Origin of the sequence: Spiroplasma turonicum, assembly GCF_001262715.1 — a bacterium.
Taxonomy (GTDB): Bacteria; Bacillota_I; Bacilli_A; order Mycoplasmatales; family Mycoplasmataceae; genus Spiroplasma_A; species Spiroplasma_A turonicum.
Map to the genome: position 1 here is coordinate 612,239 of NZ_CP012328.1, position 19,994 is coordinate 632,232.

Sequence of the window (19,994 nt, forward strand, 5' to 3'; positions counted from 1 at the left end):
ATTTAAATTAAAAAATATTTTATATATATTAAAATATAAATCTTAATATATATAAAATAGTTTAATAAATTGATTTAAAATAATTCACATTATTATATTAACATATAATTTATTGCTATAAAAATATAGATAAATAAAAAAAACATTTATAAATGTTTTTTTATTTATCTAATTTATATAGTTCATCAACTTTTAAATAATTACCAGCATATCTAAGTTTTATCTTAAATGTATTTTCAATATTTGTTAATTTATTTTTTACTACATATTCAAAATCATTTAATGAATTTGATTTTATTGAAACATCTAAATTAAGAAAAATACTATTAGCAACTTTTTTTGTATTAGACAATCTTTTATTATATTCACTTATCATATTGTTAATAATACTAATAATTCCACTTAATCATCCCAAATTTTCATTTAATATTGTTTGTATTCTGTCAAGGGGTGAATCTTTTGCTATTGTATTATCTTTATTTAAACCTAAATTATTCATAAAATTATCAATATCACTTAATGCATTTTGCAAAGCATCATTTTTATATAGACTATTAAATAAATTTGCAAATGAATCAAATTTAATAACATAATTTAAGTTTTCATTTTCTTTTAAAGTTATTGTTTTATAAATAGTATTGATAATTTTTTTTACAGATTCACTCATTAAAAATCCTAAACCTAAATCTTTTTTATTATCAAAAATTTTAACTACTTCATCATTTGAACTAAATAATGATGAATTTAATAAATTTTCAATAGGTTCAGACAACATTTTTTTAATCGATAAATTAAGTTTTTCATTATTATTATCATATAAATAATCTATTCATTTACCAGGATTTTTAAAATATTCATCTCAATCATTTTTTCCAATATTAATTATAAAATCTTTTATAAACCCATCAAAGTTATTTAAAATATCTTTTTCGTTTAAAAATGATAATACTAAACTAAAATTATTTGTTAAAGTACCTTCACTAGATTTATAACCAATACCCCAATTAATAAAAGATCTTACAAATTGATCTATATAAATTATGTATTCCATACTTAATATCTTACCTTCTAGATATTCAGAACCTAATAATTTAATTGCAAATTCAGATATTATATTAATCAATCCATTTTTTTTACCATTATATGGTGAACTAATAAGAGTCCCTGTAGAATCATCAGGTTTTTCATCACCGGGAGTTGCTAAAAGAATACCAATAATATTTTTTAATACTGTTGATCCTTTTTCTTTTTCATCATTTGTTATTACATAAAGTATATTTACAATATTTTTAATATCAAGTTGATTACTATTTTCATCTAATTTTTTAGTACGAATTTCATCAATTTCAGATATTGTAAAAAGTTTTATTTCATCAACTTTGTCCATATCAATTTTTATTGTGTTTATATATACTAGAAGATTTCTTAAAAAATATAAAATTCCAGGGACAACTGAAACATCAGTTAATATATCAAAACTTAATTTTTTTTCACCTTTTATTAATTGATTCAAGTTATTTGCAACTTTCTTTGAAGCTGATTTTATGTTTAAGTTTATATTATCAGAATTATTATAAGTTAATGTTTCATCGCTTGAATCTTTATTTATTAATTTATCTAATGAGTTTGAAAGAGCTATGATTCCTGCATTTAAAGTGTCTTCATAATTAAAAAATTCATTTTTATCATCTTTTAAGCTATTTATACTGAAAGCATTTTCAAAATCTTTTAAAACATCATTGTTTAAAACTTTACCTAATGTTTTTAATAAATTAGGTGAAATTAATTCTTCTAATTTTTTAGATAAAATCCCCATTAAAGAAATAAACTTTTCAGGTGATGATAAGTTATTTAATATTAATGGAAGTGATTGAACTAGTGAAGTTATTGTTCCCATTGTTCCAGAAATTTCAGGTGCAACTACACCTTCTTGATAAATACTTGAATCAACATTTGTTTGTTCATCAACTAACTCAACACTGTTTTTAAAATACTTTTCAGATATATCACTATATCTTGTATAATCAGAAGTTTCAACTCCTTCAAAACTATCAAGACCTAAATTAGATATATAATTATCTTTTACAAAATCATTCATAATGTATGATGAACTATAATGTAAAGAACCTAATCCTTGAGAATCATTTGTATCTGTATTTATTTCGTTTTGATTTAAATATAATGCTTTTGCATATTGAGTCATTAATTTAGATACATTATTTTGATCTTGACTATTATTAAAACTATTTTGTTCATTATTTCCACAAGCTGTAACTACAGATATTGAAGAGGCTGTTATTGAAATTACACCTAATAAACTAATTAATTTTTTCATTTTTTTATATTACCTTTCTTACTCATTTATCAAGTTTTTATCTTTTAATAAGTCTCATACAATGTTAGATACATATTTATGACCAGCAGCTGTTGGATGAACTTTGTCAATAAAAAAGAATTTATCTACATAACTTTTATCTTTTAAATACGCTTCTTTATATTTCTCTAAAACAGTTGCTTTTATTTGAATATTAGATAGATCCATACTTCCTAAATCAAAAGCAGAAGAATCTGTAAAGTTATCATTAACATTTATTGAATCAGCTGTTGTTTTAAATCCATCTAATATTAATTTCAAATTAGTATATAAATTATATATACTAATTACATTTTCATTATTAGTATTAATATTGTTTACTATATTTCTTATTCCATCATCAAATTGTTTTGTTAATAGATTTATTTTTATTTTATCTTCTGGATTTGTATATCTATTATCTGGATTTGAAGGATCTTCACCATTATAACCAGGAGTTAATAGTATGTCTGGAGGTGTTATGAAAAGAATTCTTTTAGCACCATTATTTACTAATGTTAATAAACAATTTTTTATATTTTCTAATGCATTTTTCATTATGTTTTTTTGTTGAGTATAATTATCTCTTGCATCAGCTAATGCAAATAAATCATTTCCACCAATTTCAACTAGGAATAAGTCTGTTTCCTTAATTTGATGTTGTTTGACAACTGCTTGAGCTTGTTTATAAATTCCTGTATTACCCATTAATAAAGTAGACATCAACCCACTAGATTCATATGCTGTAGCACCACCAACTGAATAATTTCTACCTCATGCAGTAAAAGTTTCATTATTTTCATTTTTATATTCAACATCTGCACTATGTATCAAATTTGAAGGTTTAAATGTATTATCATCAAAACCTAGTTTATTGTTTATTAACTCTGCAACTCTTTTTCCATTACTAAAACCATTGTTATATAAATTTGAACCTTTACCATCATCGGGAGGAATATTTACATTTACTCCAACTTCATCTTTTGCAATAGTTACAAGTCCACCATTATCACTTAAACTATCACCAAGTGTAAAGAAATTACTAACACCATGATGTTTTTCTGGGTCAACACTTGTATCAATAGCCTTAGATTTATCTATGTTTTTACCAACCATTGGGTCGAAATCAAAGTTTATTTCTGTTTGTTGTGGCATACATGAAACAACAGTTGTTGAAAAAGAAGCTGATATTGTAAACACAGACAATATAGTAAGTAATTTTTTCATTATTTTGCCCCTTTCTTTTTGCTAATCAATAACATTGTTAACACTAATATATATCCTGGTAATACTACTATTAATAAAATAAAGAATAATATTACCCCTACTCTTAAATTATCAAGAGTTTCTGTAAAATGTGGAGTATATAATTCATCAGCTGTTACACTAGTTTTAGACATATTTGATTCATTTAAAGATTTATCTTTAAAAATATTGTGTCCAAACACATTCATTCCATATTTTATGTTTTCTATTTGTTTATTTAAATATCAAATTTTATTATTTATTAATAAAGTTCCTGGAGAATCGTAAATGTCGATACCATCAACCCCTGGGTCACTTGATTTCATTTTAGAATCATATAAATCTTGATCAACAATTGTTTGGTTTCTTAATAAATCATTTCTGATTGATGATGAAAATATTTCATTTAAACCATTTGTTTGAAACATTCAAGCAATACCAGCATGAACATATCCATAACTTAAGAATTCAGTTGAAACTGCTTCATCAAATGAAATTAAATCAATTCCTAAATCATAAAGATCAATGTCTCCTTTATTTTCTTTTACTTTACTTCATCTACTTTCATATCATTTGTTAGCAAAATTTGTATAATCTTCTTTTTTTTGATTATAATTTTCTGTCTCATAAGAGTTTAAAGTTGATACTGCATCTGCTGAATAAGCTTTTTTGATAACAGTTTCCATAATAGTTTCATATGATGGATCTTGTCCATCAACTACATAAACACCTTTTGGCATTACTTTAGATATTTGATTTTCAATACTTTTAATAAATCTTAATGATTCAACTCCAACACCAGGAGTTACCATAAGTAAACTAAATAAAAAATAAACTGAAAATACTACAGAGAATATAATTAATTTCAATTTATTTTTTACAGTAAAGAAAGTTAAAAATTTTTGCATAAACTAATTTACCCTTCTATTAATTATAAATGCTACTAATTCTGTTAAGAACGTAATAATATTTTATATATTAATTTTTATTGAAATAGCAAAAGAAGCACATTTAAAAAAGTTTTTAATAAATATAAACTATTTTTATATTAATCAAACTTTTTTTATTTTTTTTCTAAAATATATTGAATTTTTTAAATTTTAAAATAAACTAAATAATGTTAGCAATCAAGGTGTTAGATTGCTAAAATAAAGGAGGAGTATTTTTATGATTAAACCATTAAATAATAATGTAGTTTTACTTATTGAAAAACCAGAAAATAAAACTAATTCTGGAATCATATTAACTGAATCTGCAACTGAAAAAACTAATAAAGCAAAAGTCATTGCAATTAGTGATAAATTAAAAAACGAAGATAAAAACTTAACTATAAAAGAAAATGATATAGTAGTTTATAAAAAATATAGTGGAGTTGAATTTAAAGACAATGATAATGAATATTTAATAGTTGAAATAGAAGATATTATTGCAAAATTATAATTAAGAAAGGAAATATATTATGGCTAAAAAACTTAAATTCTCAGAAGATGCAAGATTTTCAATGTTAAAAGGAATTGATACCTTAGCAAATGCTGTTAAAGTGACATTAGGACCAAAAGGAAGAAATGTTGTTTTAGAAAAAGATTATGGATCACCTTTAATCACTAATGATGGTGTATCAATTGCAAAAGAAATAGAATTAGAAAACCCTTTTGAAAATATGGGAGCAAAACTTGTAGCAGAAGTTGCTTCTAAAACTAATGATGTTGCAGGAGATGGTACAACAACTGCTACAGTATTAACACAAGCAATTGTTAGAGAAGGTTTAAAAAATGTAACAGCTGGTGCAAATCCTGTTGAAATAAGAGTTGGAATTGAAAAAGCAGTTAATGTAGCTGTTGAAGAACTAAAAAAAATGTCTACACCTATTGATTCTAAAAATGCAATTACTCAAGTTGCTGCTGTTTCATCTGGAAGTCAAGAAATTGGTGAATTAATTAGTGAAGCAATGGAAAAAGTTGGAAATGACGGTGTAATAACAATTGAAGAATCAAAATCAATGGATACAGAATTAGATGTTGTAAAGGGAATGCAAATTAAAAGAGGTTATATTTCTCAATACATGGTTACAGATAATGAAAAAATGATTGCAGAACTTGAAAATCCTTATATTCTGTTAACAGATCATAAAATATCAAACATTAAAGACGTTTTACCAATACTTGAAGAAGTTGTACAAACTAATAAAAGTCTTTTAATTGTGGCAGATGATTTTGAAGGAGACTTTATACCAACAATAGTTTTAAATAAATTAAGAGGAACATTTAATGTAGTTGCAATTAAAGCTCCTGAATTTGGTGAAAATCAAAAAAATCAACTTGAAGATATTGCAATATTAACTGGTGCAAAATTCTATAATAAAGATATCTATACAGATTTAAAACAATTAACAATGGAACATTTAGGTACTGCTAATAAAGTTATAATTTCAAAAGAAACTACAACTTTTATTGAAGGTAAGGGTGAAAAAAAAGAAATTAACCAAAGAGTTGAATCAATCAAAAAAGCAATCGAATCAGAAACTTCTGATTATACAGTTGATAGATTAAAAGATAGACTTGCAAAATTAGCTGGTGGTGTTGCAGTAATTAAAGTTGGTGCACCAACTGAAACAGAATTAAAAGAAAAAAAATTAAGAATTGAAGATGCATTAAATTCTACAAAAGCTGCAATCATTGAAGGAATAGTTCCTGGTGGTGGTACAGCACTAGTAAATACAATTAATGAAGTTTCTAAACTTAAACTCGAAGGCGATGAACAAACTGGTGTAAAAATTATATTAAGAGCATTAGAAGAACCAACAAGACAAATTGTTCAAAATGCTGGACTAGATGGATCGGTTATTTTAGAAAGATTAAAAAATGAAAAACCAGGAATTGGGTTTAATGCTAAAAACTCAAAATGAGAAAACATGATTAATGCCGGTATTGTAGATCCAGTTAAAGTTACAAGAAGTGCATTACAAAATGCTGCTTCAATTAGTTCATTAATACTTACAACTGAAGCTGTTGTTGTAAAAAAAGAAGATAGCAATAAAGAAGAATCAAACGATATGCCTGGAATGGGAATGGGTCCTGGTTTATACTAAAAAAATCCTCAAATAAATGAGGATTTTTTTTATTAAAAAACATATTCTTATATATAAGAATATGTTTAAAATTTATAAATTTAATCGATTGTATAATTAAATTATTTTTTAGGATTTTTTACATCATTGTCTCATTTACCATTAAATGCTTTTGCAAAATCATATTCATTTAAATATCCTAATCCATGACTTACAAGTGATTTAGGTCTAACTATATTATTAATTTTACCTCTATCGTCATTCATTGATCACATTGATACATATGATAATCCAACAGTTTGGGCTCAATTATATAATTCTTTTGCATCTTCTAATGTAAATACACCAGAAACTGTATCATTTACACCAATCATTGGAGTAGCTCCTATTAATTTGTATAAACTTGAATCACTTAAATTACTTGAACCATAATTCTCATTTATTGATGCAATAATATTAGATTTAGTGTTTTCAATTGCACTTTTAGCTAAATCAAAATTAGTTAAACCTTTATTACGTGCATCATCATAAATTCCATTACCATAATCCATTAACATTAAGTTAATTACTGGTAAGTCAGATGTTGATAAACCAGCTTCTTTATAAGCTTTTACAAATTTATCCATTACATTATAACCAACATTTGTTAAACCAGTTGGAAGAACAGGTAATGTAATTGAAAAGTTTCATGAATTATCTGATTTTTTCATTTTAGCTAAAGATTTAGCTAAAACATCGTTTGAATCATGATCATTTTGAGCTTCACCCTCTATATCAAAATCAATATTTTTAGGCATATTAACTGATGTACCTTTGCTTGAAACAAATGTAGCTAAGTCTTGATTATATTTAATTAAAGCAGTTTTTAAATCATCACTTGCTTTTTCTTTATCACCATTTGCAAGTTTTAAAGCTAAGTTTCAAGGATTTTTTTCAATGTATCCACCAGTTGTAGCTCCACCATAAGCAACTTTTATATTTTCAAAGTTATTAGATTTTACTAATGGTTGTAACATTTTATTGTAAAACACTGATTCTTTTCATCAGTTGTAACCTTCACCATTATTTTCAATACCAGCAATTGAAAAGTCAAGACTATTATTATGAGAATTAACTTGTTGTACAAATGCTAGTGTTAAATGATTTAACCCTGAATTTGATTGTATTGAAGCAACATCATTTCCTTCATATAAACCAGCGTCGATATATGGTGAGTAATAAGTTGAACCATTATTTTCTACTTGGTTTGTAATACTTCCACTTCTATTTGGATTTGCATCACTTCATTTAACATAAGTGCTTTGGTTAGATTGTGAAGGAGTAGTTGGATTAACAACATTTCCATCATTTGCTGACGGTCCTTCTCCAGGTGTCCCTTGATCTTGACCACCAGGAACCCCTTCTCAACTTCCACCAGATGCACCTTGTTGTTTTTGTGCTTCATCGAGACTTTTATTATTTTTGATATCTGAATCATAATCCATAAAACCATTAAGTTTTTTTAATGAATCGCCAGTCTTTTCTTTTGGTGCTTCTTTTAGTTTACCATTTAAGATCTGTGCATAAGTAAATTTTTCATAACCTTTTGCACTTCTTAAATTTTGATCAATTGCATTTAAATCAGCATAATTTTCACCTTTAGAACCATTTGGTTTAAATTCAGATGGATAATCCCTTGTCAAATAGAACATTGACATTTGACCAATACCTAATTTAGAAGCAAAATTTCTTAATTCTAGTGCTTCATTAGCATCGAAGTCATAAACTGCTTTTTCAGCTCTTTTACCAATTCATGGTGTTAATACCATTCTTTTATAAACTTCATCTTTTGATATAGTTCCACCATTTACATTCTTATGAACATTTTGTCAGAAAGTATTTACCTTTTGAGTAGCTTCTTTCATTACATCTAACTCTCAATTTTCATTTTCTATTGAATTATTGTAATCTGAATATGTTAAGTATGGTAAAACTACGTTTAATCTAAAATTCATCCCTAAATATTTTGTAAACATATATAATGGGAATTCTTCAGCATTTAGTAGTTTAATGTCTCCAGTTCATTGTGGATTTCCACTTCACCCTGAATAACCATCCTTTGTTGAAGCTACTAATGATAATCTAATATCAAATTCATTGTCTCTTTCTAATAAAACTTTTAATGCTCCTGCTAGTAATCTTTGTGAATCTGCATAACTACCTGTGTTAGATAAATATGGTGCTGCAAAATAAAAGTCAAACTTTTTAGTTCCATATTTTGCTGATATTTCAGCAAGTTTATCTGCAAATTCTTCTTCATTTAGACCATTTTTATAAGCTTCATGTCATAATGAGTTTGCAAATGGACCAAAAGAAATGGTAACTTTAGAAGTATCTAAACCTTCTTTTACTCATTTATCTCAACGATCTTGGAATCATTTTGCAGATTGATTTGCAGTTTTATTAGGTGCTGCATCTCACATTGGTACTAATGACCCCTCATCACTTGCATTTTGCATAAATCCAACTGTTATACCATCAGTATCCTTATTGAATAAAGATTCATCATTTCATAAAGAACCTAAATCATTATAACTATTATTAGTAGCTTTTGAAGATGAGTCAAATTTAGCTTCATCTCTGTAAGCTGCACTTAATCCTTTATTTTTTAATAAGTATTCTTTACTATCTTCAACAATACCAATATCTGTATAAGGATTAAATGAAGTACCTTCTTTTAACTTACTTGTCATTAAATCTTTGTTTGCTAAAGTTGATTTTGTTGATTCATTAACTGATGCATTACTTATAATTACATCATTTGAACTTCTTAAAAGTTCTGAGTTGTTTTTTTCTGTTTTGCTATAATCTTTTGTTAATACGCTTGCCCAATTCATTTGTCTAGTTTGCATAAGCTTTCTAGTATCAACACTTTCCTCATTTTCACTTGGCTTAGTGCCTTTAGAAAATATAGAACATGAAGTGATTATAGTAGCTAGTGGAGTTGCAATCATAAATCCACTTAACAATCCTAATAATTTTTTCATTGTTTATTTTTCCTCCTATAATAGGACTATATCAAATAAACATACCCCATTCAAACTAATTTAGCAGTTTAATTTTAGAATTTATGAGTATATCTATTTTAACTTGTAAAAATGGGGCTTTATAGTGAGTAAAATATAAAAATATTTTATTAAATATAAAAATATTTTTATATTAATATATGTATAAAAAAATGAGGTTTAATCCTCATTTTCAATTAATAATTTCATATCAACATGTTCAATGTTTGTGTCCATATAAACATCACTAATTTTTTTAAAACCATTTTTTTCATAAAAATTTACTGCATAATTTTGTGCATGAATATATACTTCATGTAAACTAAGTTCTTTTTTTGAAAAATCTTTTAAAAAATCCATTAGTTTATTACCTATTTTTTTGCCTCTATATTTACCTAATACTGCTATTCTTCCTCAGTATCATTTATTATCATTACTATAAATTCTGGCACAACAAACCGCTTCATTAAGCAAATATCCAACAACATGATATGCTTTATCATCAAAATCATCGATTTCTTCAGTTATATCAACATTTTGTTCATCGACAAATACCTTTTTTCTAACTAATAATGCATCAAAAAACAATTTATTATCTACATTAAATACAGCTCTAAAATTTATACCTTCCATTTATTTTTCTCCATAAAATTATTATATATTAATTTTATAAATCTACAAATTAAGTAATGATTCAAATAAAATAAACAACAAAAATAGATTTATATTTGTTTAAACTATTTTTTTAATTATTTCATGTCAACCGAAACTATTTCTCAAAGCACTTACTACTTTTTTCAACAAAGTTATTCATTTGTAAACTATTTTGTCTCATCATAACTGATAAACCAATTATTGTTGTTGGTGTTCCTTGTTTTATAGCTTCTTCAAGTATCCATAAACCTTCACCATATATAATCATAACATAACTATAATTTTCTATTTTAAGTTCTTTTGAAAAAGCATTAATCATTAATTCAGCTAACAAGTTACTAATAACACTACCATGATTTCACAAAGTTGTTATTTAACTTAAATCAAAATCAGAGTTTTGCATATTTTGATAACCTACTGCAAATGGTTGCATCATACAATTTGTAAAATCATTAACATCACAAATATCAACAATAATATCTATATTATTATTTTTCACTCATCTTTTTAATATTCTATACGCCATTACAATTAAACAAACTCCAACATCACATGCATCCATTAATTTTTTTATCTTTTTTGAATATACCTTTATCATTAATTATTAAAAAATTTATGTTTTGCTTTAATATATAAATAATTATTATTAATAGCAAAGTTTTTAAAAATTATTAGTTTTAATATTGAGTTTTCTCAAATTAAAATTTTAATCAATTCTTTAAAACAATTTAATTTTTACTCTTTAAAAAACTTTACAATATCAGACTTAATACAATGACATTATAATGAAAGATCTAATAGATAACTTTTCTAATTTTTATATTTAATTAATTACAAAAATTGATAATAAAGTTTTTACATCATTTTTATTAGAAATAGATAAAACTAGTGTTTTTTTTAATTAAATTAGTTTTGCCCATAAAAATATTTACCTTTTTTTGCTATAATATAACTATAAATAAAAAGTATATACTTTAAATAATTATAAAAAGGTACACCGAATATGACTGCATATAGAATAATAAGATGGCTAGTTTTTATAGTAATTTCAAGCATAGGTATTTTATCAATAATATTTTTAAATAATTATCATGGAACAATTGAAAAAGTATTAAAAGGTATTCCACAATTATATAATTTTGATTTAAATACAAACTCAAAAAACTTTAATGTAAATGGAACTTTATTTTGAATAATAATGGGTATTTTTTTAACAGGATTTTTTTATATTTTGTTTTTCTTATCTTTTATAATTGATGTTATAAAAGCAAATAAAAAACTAATGTCATTAAATTTTATTAATTTAATTTTCATGTTAATTTTTGGAATTGTAATTGTATATTTAAATTATAAAGTTATGTTATTTTTTGGACAATTTATAGATAATCAAGACATTAATGGAAATACTGAATATAACTATGATACTTACAATTTTATAACCTTATTAATTAATTGTTTTACTGGATTTTATGTTGTTTCAATGTTTTTATTCATAATAAATATTTTACCATATAAAAAACAATTGAAATTTTGATTAGCAATAACATTTAGATGAAATACTGCAAGTGTAAATGTTAATAACATTGAAAATACAAATAATAAAAACAATAAAATTAATAAAAAGTTAAGAATTAACAATTACATTAATAAAACTAATTTGGAAAAAGTTACAACAAACTTTAATAGACTTATTTGAAGTAATGAATTTAATAATGAAATAATACTTGACACAGAAGAAGTTGAAGCTCTAATTGATAAATATAAAACTTATAGTGATTTTAAAAGTTTAACGACTTTTACATTTAGAAATAAATTTAGTATGAATATAGCTGATGAAAATTTTCAAATACAGTTATATCCTTCTTTTTTAAAAGAAATAGATAGATCATTCTATCATATAAATTTAATTTCTAAATATTCTAGAAGAATATTTATGGCAGCATATTATAAATTTGCATATTATGTTGCATTTGCATTAGAACATAGTTTAAATATTGTTTATGCAAGAATAACAACTCAAATTTTAACTTTTGATAACTTGGACACTAAAATATTAAAATTAACTTCTGAAAACTTAAATAACTTTGTTCTTAAACTATATAATGTTGTAAGAAGTTTTGAAGCTTCTAACTTTAAAGATTATCAAAACTCATATACATATTTTGATATAGGTAAAGTTTTTTATAATGAATTAACAAATCAAATAGCAAAAATTTTTGAGTACAGTTATAATGAAATCATAAGAATTCAAGATGAAATGTATACTGGTGAATATAATGATGATGTTTTAAAACATAAAAATGATAAAGTAAAAACTGCTTTTGATTATTTTGGTTTAGCTTATAACTCGACTTATGAAGAATTTAAATCAAGATATAGAGAAATTATTAAAAAAACACATCCTGATTCAGTAAGAATTAATTCAGAATCATTAATAAAACTTACTACAATGATAAATATAAATAAAGAGATATTAGAAGAATATTTTCAAACGATCTAATATTTTTTTTTATTTATAATATTCAATAAAACTTCATTTAAAATTCTTAAACTTATAATAACTTTCTCTATATTCCACTAAATCTTGTGTTAAAGTAAACAACATTCCCTTATCTAGAATTAAATTATCTTCATTTACAAAAATGTTATTGTTCCAATCTTTAATATCTTCTTTTTTTAATGTGATTATTTGTTTTACAGAATAATTAATTTTATATTTTAAACAATTGTTAAAAAAATGCATTAAACCTTTTTTATTTATGAGGTCAATATCAATAATGGTTTTTAATAGATAATCAGAAATATAAGATATTTGATATATAAATAACTCATTATCAATAAATCTTTTAACAATTATTTTATGAACAAAGTTTTCATATAAAAAATTTGTTTTTATTTTTAAATCTTTAGTCAAAGATATTTTGCCAAGATATTTATATTTGCTTATTGCATTTGGAAATAATTCAGAAAAAGATAATAAAACATTTGTGCTTTCTTTGTAAGGTATATAACCTTTTCCTTGCAAAGAAGTAATTAGTTTATCTTCTTTTAATTTAAAATATGCTTTTCTTATAGGTTGTACAGAACATTTAAACTTTACTTTTAAATTATTTTCTGATGGTAAGCATTCACCATCTTTAATTATATTATTATGAATTAATCCAATTAAATATTCATATATTGCTTGTCATTTTTTCATATTCTTAACTCACTTATATATATTATAAAATAGTTAAAAAAAAATATTATTAATAAATAATATTTTAGTTTAATTTTATATCTTTATAGAATAAAGTTTCATATTTATATGTTAGACTTTGGTTATTATTATCTTGATTTAATTGATAGTTAAACTTATAAACATATACTTTAAATGTTGATTCATTTTTTTTACCTAAAATTGTACATATATATTTATCAATTGAACTATCCCCATTAATATTAGATTCATTAATATCTGTTAATTCCTTAAAAGTGTTTTTAAAAATTGAAAAGTCATCAACAGTACCACCATCAAGACTTATATTTTCTTCAATATATAAATTTTCTTCTAATTTAACTGAATCAGTATTTAAATAATTTTCATCTAATTTAGTTTTATCATCACTTAATTTAAATTCTAAATAAGTACCCTCGCCTTTATAACTAGAATATACTTTTGGGTTTTTTGTTAATAAATCATTTATTAAAGTAGAATTACTTTTAGAATCATTATAATTCAATTCTGAGATTTTTAATGGGTTTCCACAAGCAATAACATTTGAAGCCAAAAAACCTGTTGATGATATTATTGAGATTGAACCTAAAAACGTTAAAATTTTTTTCATTTTATATCCCCTTTTCTATAATAAATATATTTTACATAAATTGATTTAAAATTTATAGTATTTTTAAGTATTTTATGATTGGCAATATTCATAGAAGCTTCTATATCTTTTTTTCTTATATGTTAAGGCATTTTCAAATTGTTCTTGTGTATCAAAACATTTTAGTAAAACTTCACAAGTTGCTTCAGAGTCTGCTAAAGCGTTATGGTGTAAAAATTTTATGCCTAATTCTTCTGCAAGTACTTTTAGACTATGTCTTGGAAACTTTCCAGGAAATCAACTTCTTATTACATCAACACTACATGCAAAATTAAAGTCAAATGGTTCTATATCATGAAGTTTTAATGCTTTTTTTAAAACCATCATATCAAATTTAGCATTATGAGCAATAACAGTATACCCCTTAGTTAATATACTCTTAATTTCGGGTATTAGTTCAAAAAAATTGGGTTTACCTATTAAATCTTGATTTCTTATTTTATGTATTTTAGTAAATTTATAATCAATTGAAACTCCTTTTGGCAAACTAATTAATGTTTCATACCTATTAGTTATTTTTCCTTCCTCACAAGTTACAATACCAACCTGGCATGGTATTTGTAGCCAGTTTGCTGTTTCAAAGTCTATTACAATAAAACTAGGTTTATTCATAATTATTTAACTCCTTAAAAAATTGTTCATCACTTTTTACTTTGTTTTGTGTGCATTTAAATTTTAATAAATCATATAAAACTTCTTCAAAATTTTTAAAATCCAAAGATAACTTAATAATTTTTAGTTTATATATATCAAATAAATATATATTTTCTATTTCATGACCATTAATATATAACATATAAGCATACATTAATGTCTGAAAATACATCTCTTCATCAATACTTTTAGTTAATTTAAACTCTCAGATTGTCTTATCAAGTTCACTGTATCCATCACATCTACCATTAATAGTTATACTATTAAAATTTAGTTCTTCACATAATTTTTTTATTACTATTGAATTAGTATTATTTAATCTAAGCGATTTTTCAAATTTTATTGAATTTGTTTTATCAATTTCCTTAATTAACATAATGGTGTTGCTAAAAAAGTCGTCTTTAAGTCATTCGAAATTTGTATCTTTTAATTGTAAATATTTATAGTTTCTTCCTGATTGTGCAGTGTCAATTACACAAGTTAATTCTGTTAGTTCTTTCATACTCAATGATTTTTTTTCTAATATTTCATTAATTCTTTCAATTTCTCTATTCAAATGAAAATTTATATCTTCTTGTTTTTTAATTTCAATAATTATATTAATTCATTGGGTAATTTCTTCTAAAAAATTTCCTTTTAAATATAATTGAATATAAGTTATTAATGAACCATTTATTGCTGATACATCTTCTTTTATAATTTTATTTTTATAAGTAATGTTTACTGAAAATGGCGTGTTTGAAAAATCAACATTATTTTTATTTAAAAAAGGAATTTCTTCAATATGTAAAGACTTTATAAATTTATAAATGATATTTGAATCTGCATATTCAGTTAATGAAGTTACATCAAACATTTTATCATTATTTTTATTATTATTCTTATTTTCACATTTTTTAAATAAAATATCAATATTTCCAATAATGTTACATGTGTATAATAGCTGTTTCTTATCTAAAAAACACAAAGGTGAGCTTCAAGATGAGTGTAAAAGTATAACTTTTTGTTTTGCTCTTGTTATCGCAACATAAAATTTATCACATGGATATTTGCAGTTTTCTTCTTTAGCATATGCTTTAAAGTAAAATTCATCAAAACCATAAACTATTACAAGGTCTTTTTCTCTTCCTTTTGTTGAATTAATTGTTGTTATTTCAATTTTATTTTTTTTAAAGCTTTTATCTTTTCTTCTAATATTTTCTCTTACATAAAGAGCATAGTTATCATTGATTATATTCATAATATTATTTAATGGATTAATATTTGATGATGTTTTTGTTGAATTAGATAGCAAAAAAGTATTTTCAATACCATATTTATCAATTTCATTAAGTATTTTTTTGGATAGTTTATTAATATTTGATGGATCATAAATTATATAATCTACATCTATGTCACTTAAATTATTTGAATATATAAAATCATATTTATAGAAAGATTTATTTAAAAAATTACAAACTTTACTAGGAACTCTAAAACTTGTAGATAACTTCAATCTTAATCAATTTTTATTATTTACATTAAACAAATCATCTGCTTTTTCTAAAAACCTGTAATCAGAGCCTTTAAATTGATACAATGTTTGTTTACGATCTCCTAAAACACAAATTGAAATTTTATCGTTATTAATATCTTTAATAAGTTTCAATATAAATTTATAATATAATGTATTCATATCTTGTATTTCATCTAAAATAATTACATCTGGAATGTAATTATTAATTATTTTATTATTATCATTAATTACTTCAATTATAGATGTATCAGTTGTTCCATTTTTTTTACCATAATAATTAATTGTTAATGAATGATAATTCTCAATTTCAATATTATAAATATCTAATAATTTAACTTTGTTTCTTGTATCATCTTTTAGACCCTTATTATAAGTTATTAATAAAAAATTTTTATTTTTATATTTTTTAGCCATTTCTAAAGCTGTTGTAGTTTTCCCACTACCAGCAACTGCTTCAACAATAATATTGTTTTCTATAATGTTATTAATAATAATTTTTTGCTCATTTGATAAATTCACTAAAATACTCCTAATTTATAATTATGTTTTTATATTATACTTAAAAAAAATATATATTGTAATATAAATTATACGAATTAAAAAAATAGTGAATATCACTATTTTTTTTATAATGAAGTGTTAGGTTTTTTAACTTGATTGTCTCAATTTCCTATAAATACTTTTGTAAAATCACAATCATTTAAATAGGTCAAACCGTGTGAAGTAACAGATTTAGCATCATTATTATTATCTCTACGTTTATCATCATTTAATGATCACATAGAAGTATATGCTAAATTATTCTTTTGAGATCAATTATATAATTCTTTTGCATCTTCTAAAGTAAATATACCAGCTGCAGTATCATTAATACCAATCATTGGTGTTGCACCAATTAAGTAATATAGATTATTGTAATCAACGCTATAATTATAAATATTTTGAATTGAAGTTGATAATCTTTTTGATGTGTTATTAATTGCTTCAATTGATAAATCAAAATTTGTTTTACCATCTTTAATGGCTTTTCTATAAATTGGATTTCCATAATCCATTAACATTAGATTAATAACAGGTAGATTAGAGTAACTTATATTTAAATTTTTATATTCTTGAATAAATAAATCCATAACAGCTGCACCGCTACTTGTTAATCCAGAAGGTAAAACTGGTAAAGTTAATGAAAAGTTTCAAGATGAGTCTTCCTTCTTCATTTTTGCAACTGTTTTTGCTAATAAAATATTCGCATTTTTATCGTCAATTGATTTACCTTCAATATCAAAATCAATATTTTTAGGCATTTTTAATGACTTACCACTATTCTTTGAAGCGAGGTTTGTTCATTCTTGATTAAAATTAATAAAAGCATTTTTAAGTGGTTCAATAGAATTATTGATATTATAATTATTTAATCTTAAAGCAACATTTCATGGATTTTTTTCAATGTTTTCACCTGTATTAAATCCACCATAAGACATTTTTATATTTTCAAATGAATTATTACTAATTAAATAAGATAAAGTTTCTTTATAAAATTTATCATTAGATCATCAATCATAACTATCACCTCTTTTTTGACCAGCAAAAGTCAAATCAAGTTTATCAGTTGTTGATTGTGCTTGAGTAATAAATGCAAGTGTTAAATTGTTTAATTTTTTAACTCCATCACCTGGGTCACTTGTTGTTTTTTTGTAAACATCTTCTAGTTTGTTACCTGAATAAAGACCTGTATCAAAATATGGTGAAAAATATGTTTTTTCATTAGGACTATATTTTTCAGTAATATTTGTTTTTCTATTTGGGTTTGCTTTTTCTCAACTAGAATAACTAGTAGGTTCTGGTGTTATTGGATCTCCATAATCGCCATCATCACCACCATAATTAGGTTCATTTGGTGTTATATCTTCTGGTGCTTCATCTTTTGGGTTTAATATATCACTAGTTCAGTTACCTATAAAAACTCTTGTAAAATCATATTCATTTAAGTAATTAAGTCCATGACTTGTGACTGTTTTAATTGATTTTTTACCATTAATTATTCCTCTATCACAATTTTGTGATCACATTCCAATATATGCAATGTTTTTATCCATAGAATAATTATATAAATCTTTTGCATCTTCTAAAGTAAATATACCAGCCTTTGTATCATTAATACCAATCATCGGAGTTGCACCAATTAAACCATATAATTCATCATCAATAGGATTTATTTCATAAAGATTTTTAATTGTTTTAGATAATTGAGCAATAGTATTTTCTATTGCACTTTTTGCTAAATCAAAATTTGTTTTTCTATCTTTAATTGCTTGATTATAAATGTCATTTCCATAATCCATTAACATTAAATTTATTATTGGCATGTTCTTATAATCAATACCTGCATTTTTAAATTCTGTCGCAAAAACTAATAATACACCAATTCCCTCTGAACTTAGTCCTGAAGGTAAAACTGGTAAAGTTACTGAAAAGTTCCAAGTTGAATCTTCTTTTTTCATTTTAGCTAGTGTTTTTGCTAAAACTTTTAATGCTGATTTGTCATTTTGAGAATTTCCTTCAATATCAAAATCTATATTTTTAGGTGTTTCCAAATCAGTAGCAGCTTCTTTAACATATTTTTTTGCATCATTTAATAACTCTTCATTAAAATTTTTAAAAGATTCACTTAAAATATTTACTGCATTTTCTTCATTATTTTTACTTAGTTTAAGAGCTACATTTCAAGGACTTTTTTCTTGGGTTTGATCTACACCAACATTATAACCACCATAAGATATTTTTAAATTTTTAAAATCATTTTTAGAGATAGAAAATGGTGCCAAATCTTTTGGCCCTAATTGAAGTTTTTTTCATTCATCATATGACGAATCCTTTTTTAATCCTGCAAAACTAATTTCTAATTTATCACTAACACCATTAACTTGTTGAGCAAAAGCTAATGTATATTGACTTAAAACAGCATTATTATTATTTGTATCTTTAGTTGAATTAATAATATCTGAAAAATCATTTCCAGATCATAATCCAGCATCTAAATATGGAGAAAAATATGTTTTATTGTTATATTTATTTTTAGTATTTATTTTTGTAGTTCTATTTGGATTTGCGTCTTTTCATTTAACATAATAATTTGAACTTGAAGTATCATTTGTATCAGGTATTTCAGGAGTTGTTGGATTTTCTGGGTTACCAGGATTTTCATTACCTTTATAACTATTTGAAATATATGTATTACATGAAACAGTAAAAATAGTTAAACTTAAAGATAGTCCAAATGAAAATAGTCATTTATATAATTTATTCATAATTGATATTCCTTTAAATATTTTTTTTATTTAATCATAAATTTTAGTTTTTCAATAAATTTTTATAATTAAATAAAAATATTTTTAAGAATTAAAAAATATTTTTATTTGTAAAATTGTGTTTAAATATAACTTAAATTATATATTTAAAATGTAAAGATAAATTAAAATTTTAATTATATTTTTGTTATAAAAAAATAAAAATATAATAAATGATTTCTAAAATAATTATTAGTAAAAAGGAAGTTAAGTAGACCAGTATAAAATTACATATAATTTAGTTATTTATA

At 23.4% G+C, this 19,994-nt stretch carries 15 protein-coding genes; 3 read left to right on the top strand and 12 right to left on the bottom strand.

Annotation, left to right across the window (positions count from 1 at the left end; translation table 4 throughout):
• Nucleotides 1–160 precede the first annotated feature (160 nt).
• The 3 genes from STURON_RS02800 to STURON_RS02810 are packed head-to-tail and all read right to left on the bottom strand — an operon-like array spanning nucleotide 161 to nucleotide 4,506.
• Nucleotides 161–2,335 (bottom strand): Vmc-like lipoprotein signal peptide domain-containing protein, encoded by a 2,175-nt coding sequence (locus tag STURON_RS02800; RefSeq protein ID WP_075048366.1) that lies wholly within the window; start codon nucleotides 2,333–2,335, stop codon nucleotides 161–163.
• A gap of 18 nt (nucleotides 2,336–2,353) precedes the next feature.
• Nucleotides 2,354–3,580 carry an SGNH/GDSL hydrolase family protein gene (locus tag STURON_RS02805; protein ID WP_075048367.1) on the bottom strand — a complete coding sequence of 409 codons (1,227 nt, stop codon included), beginning with the start codon at nucleotides 3,578–3,580 and terminating at the stop codon, nucleotides 2,354–2,356.
• On the bottom strand, nucleotides 3,580–4,506 hold the full coding sequence (locus STURON_RS02810) for a hypothetical protein (RefSeq protein ID WP_075048368.1): 927 nt from the start codon (nucleotides 4,504–4,506) through the stop codon (nucleotides 3,580–3,582). The genes STURON_RS02805 and STURON_RS02810 overlap by 1 nt, the downstream gene beginning before the upstream one ends.
• Nucleotides 4,507–4,765: 259 nt before the next feature.
• Here STURON_RS02810 and STURON_RS02815 point away from each other — a divergent pair, with 259 nt between their 5' ends.
• Nucleotides 4,766–5,038 carry a GroES family chaperonin gene (locus tag STURON_RS02815; protein ID WP_075048369.1) on the top strand — a complete coding sequence of 91 codons (273 nt, stop codon included), beginning with the start codon at nucleotides 4,766–4,768 and terminating at the stop codon, nucleotides 5,036–5,038.
• A gap of 19 nt (nucleotides 5,039–5,057) precedes the next feature.
• Entirely contained in the window at nucleotides 5,058–6,686 is a 1,629-nt protein-coding gene (gene groL, locus STURON_RS02820) for a chaperonin GroEL (protein ID WP_075048370.1), read from the top strand.
• A gap of 101 nt (nucleotides 6,687–6,787) precedes the next feature.
• On the opposite strand, the gene STURON_RS02825 is transcribed toward groL, so the two are convergent.
• The 4 genes from STURON_RS02825 to STURON_RS02840 form a co-directional block, all read right to left on the bottom strand.
• Complete coding sequence (locus tag STURON_RS02825) at nucleotides 6,788–9,691, bottom strand: glycoside hydrolase family 18 protein (RefSeq protein ID WP_075048371.1); 2,904 nt, start codon at nucleotides 9,689–9,691, stop codon at nucleotides 6,788–6,790.
• A 198-nt stretch (nucleotides 9,692–9,889) separates the two neighbouring features.
• On the bottom strand, nucleotides 9,890–10,342 hold the full coding sequence (locus STURON_RS02830; protein WP_075048372.1) for a GNAT family N-acetyltransferase: 453 nt from the start codon (nucleotides 10,340–10,342) through the stop codon (nucleotides 9,890–9,892).
• Between the two features lie 136 nt (nucleotides 10,343–10,478).
• Complete coding sequence (locus STURON_RS02835) at nucleotides 10,479–10,682, bottom strand: hypothetical protein (protein ID WP_075048373.1); 204 nt, start codon at nucleotides 10,680–10,682, stop codon at nucleotides 10,479–10,481.
• A gap of 54 nt (nucleotides 10,683–10,736) precedes the next feature.
• Nucleotides 10,737–10,961, bottom strand: coding sequence for a PTS sugar transporter subunit IIB (locus STURON_RS02840; RefSeq protein ID WP_075048374.1), 225 nt, complete (start codon nucleotides 10,959–10,961; stop codon nucleotides 10,737–10,739).
• Between the two features lie 405 nt (nucleotides 10,962–11,366).
• Here STURON_RS02840 and STURON_RS02845 point away from each other — a divergent pair, with 405 nt between their 5' ends.
• The gene (locus STURON_RS02845; protein WP_075048375.1) at nucleotides 11,367–12,863 is read left to right on the top strand and encodes a J domain-containing protein; all 1,497 of its coding nucleotides are present in this window, start codon (nucleotides 11,367–11,369) and stop codon (nucleotides 12,861–12,863) included.
• Between the two features lie 9 nt (nucleotides 12,864–12,872).
• On the opposite strand, the gene STURON_RS02850 is transcribed toward STURON_RS02845, so the two are convergent.
• The 5 genes from STURON_RS02850 to STURON_RS02870 form a co-directional block, all read right to left on the bottom strand.
• Nucleotides 12,873–13,562: a GntR family transcriptional regulator gene (locus tag STURON_RS02850; protein WP_075048376.1), complete on the bottom strand. Its 690-nt coding sequence runs from the start codon at nucleotides 13,560–13,562 to the stop codon at nucleotides 12,873–12,875.
• Nucleotides 13,563–13,626: 64 nt separating this feature from the next.
• Complete coding sequence (locus STURON_RS02855) at nucleotides 13,627–14,190, bottom strand: hypothetical protein (protein ID WP_075048377.1); 564 nt, start codon at nucleotides 14,188–14,190, stop codon at nucleotides 13,627–13,629.
• A gap of 72 nt (nucleotides 14,191–14,262) precedes the next feature.
• On the bottom strand, nucleotides 14,263–14,841 hold the full coding sequence (locus STURON_RS02860) for an exonuclease domain-containing protein (protein WP_075048378.1): 579 nt from the start codon (nucleotides 14,839–14,841) through the stop codon (nucleotides 14,263–14,265).
• On the bottom strand, nucleotides 14,834–16,918 hold the full coding sequence (locus STURON_RS02865; RefSeq protein WP_075048379.1) for a UvrD-helicase domain-containing protein: 2,085 nt from the start codon (nucleotides 16,916–16,918) through the stop codon (nucleotides 14,834–14,836). Before STURON_RS02865 ends, STURON_RS02860 begins: the two co-directional genes overlap by 8 nt.
• Nucleotides 16,919–17,025: 107 nt before the next feature.
• Nucleotides 17,026–19,704 (bottom strand): glycoside hydrolase family 18 protein, encoded by a 2,679-nt coding sequence (locus STURON_RS02870; RefSeq protein ID WP_075048380.1) that lies wholly within the window; start codon nucleotides 19,702–19,704, stop codon nucleotides 17,026–17,028.
• Nucleotides 19,705–19,994 lie beyond the last annotated feature (290 nt).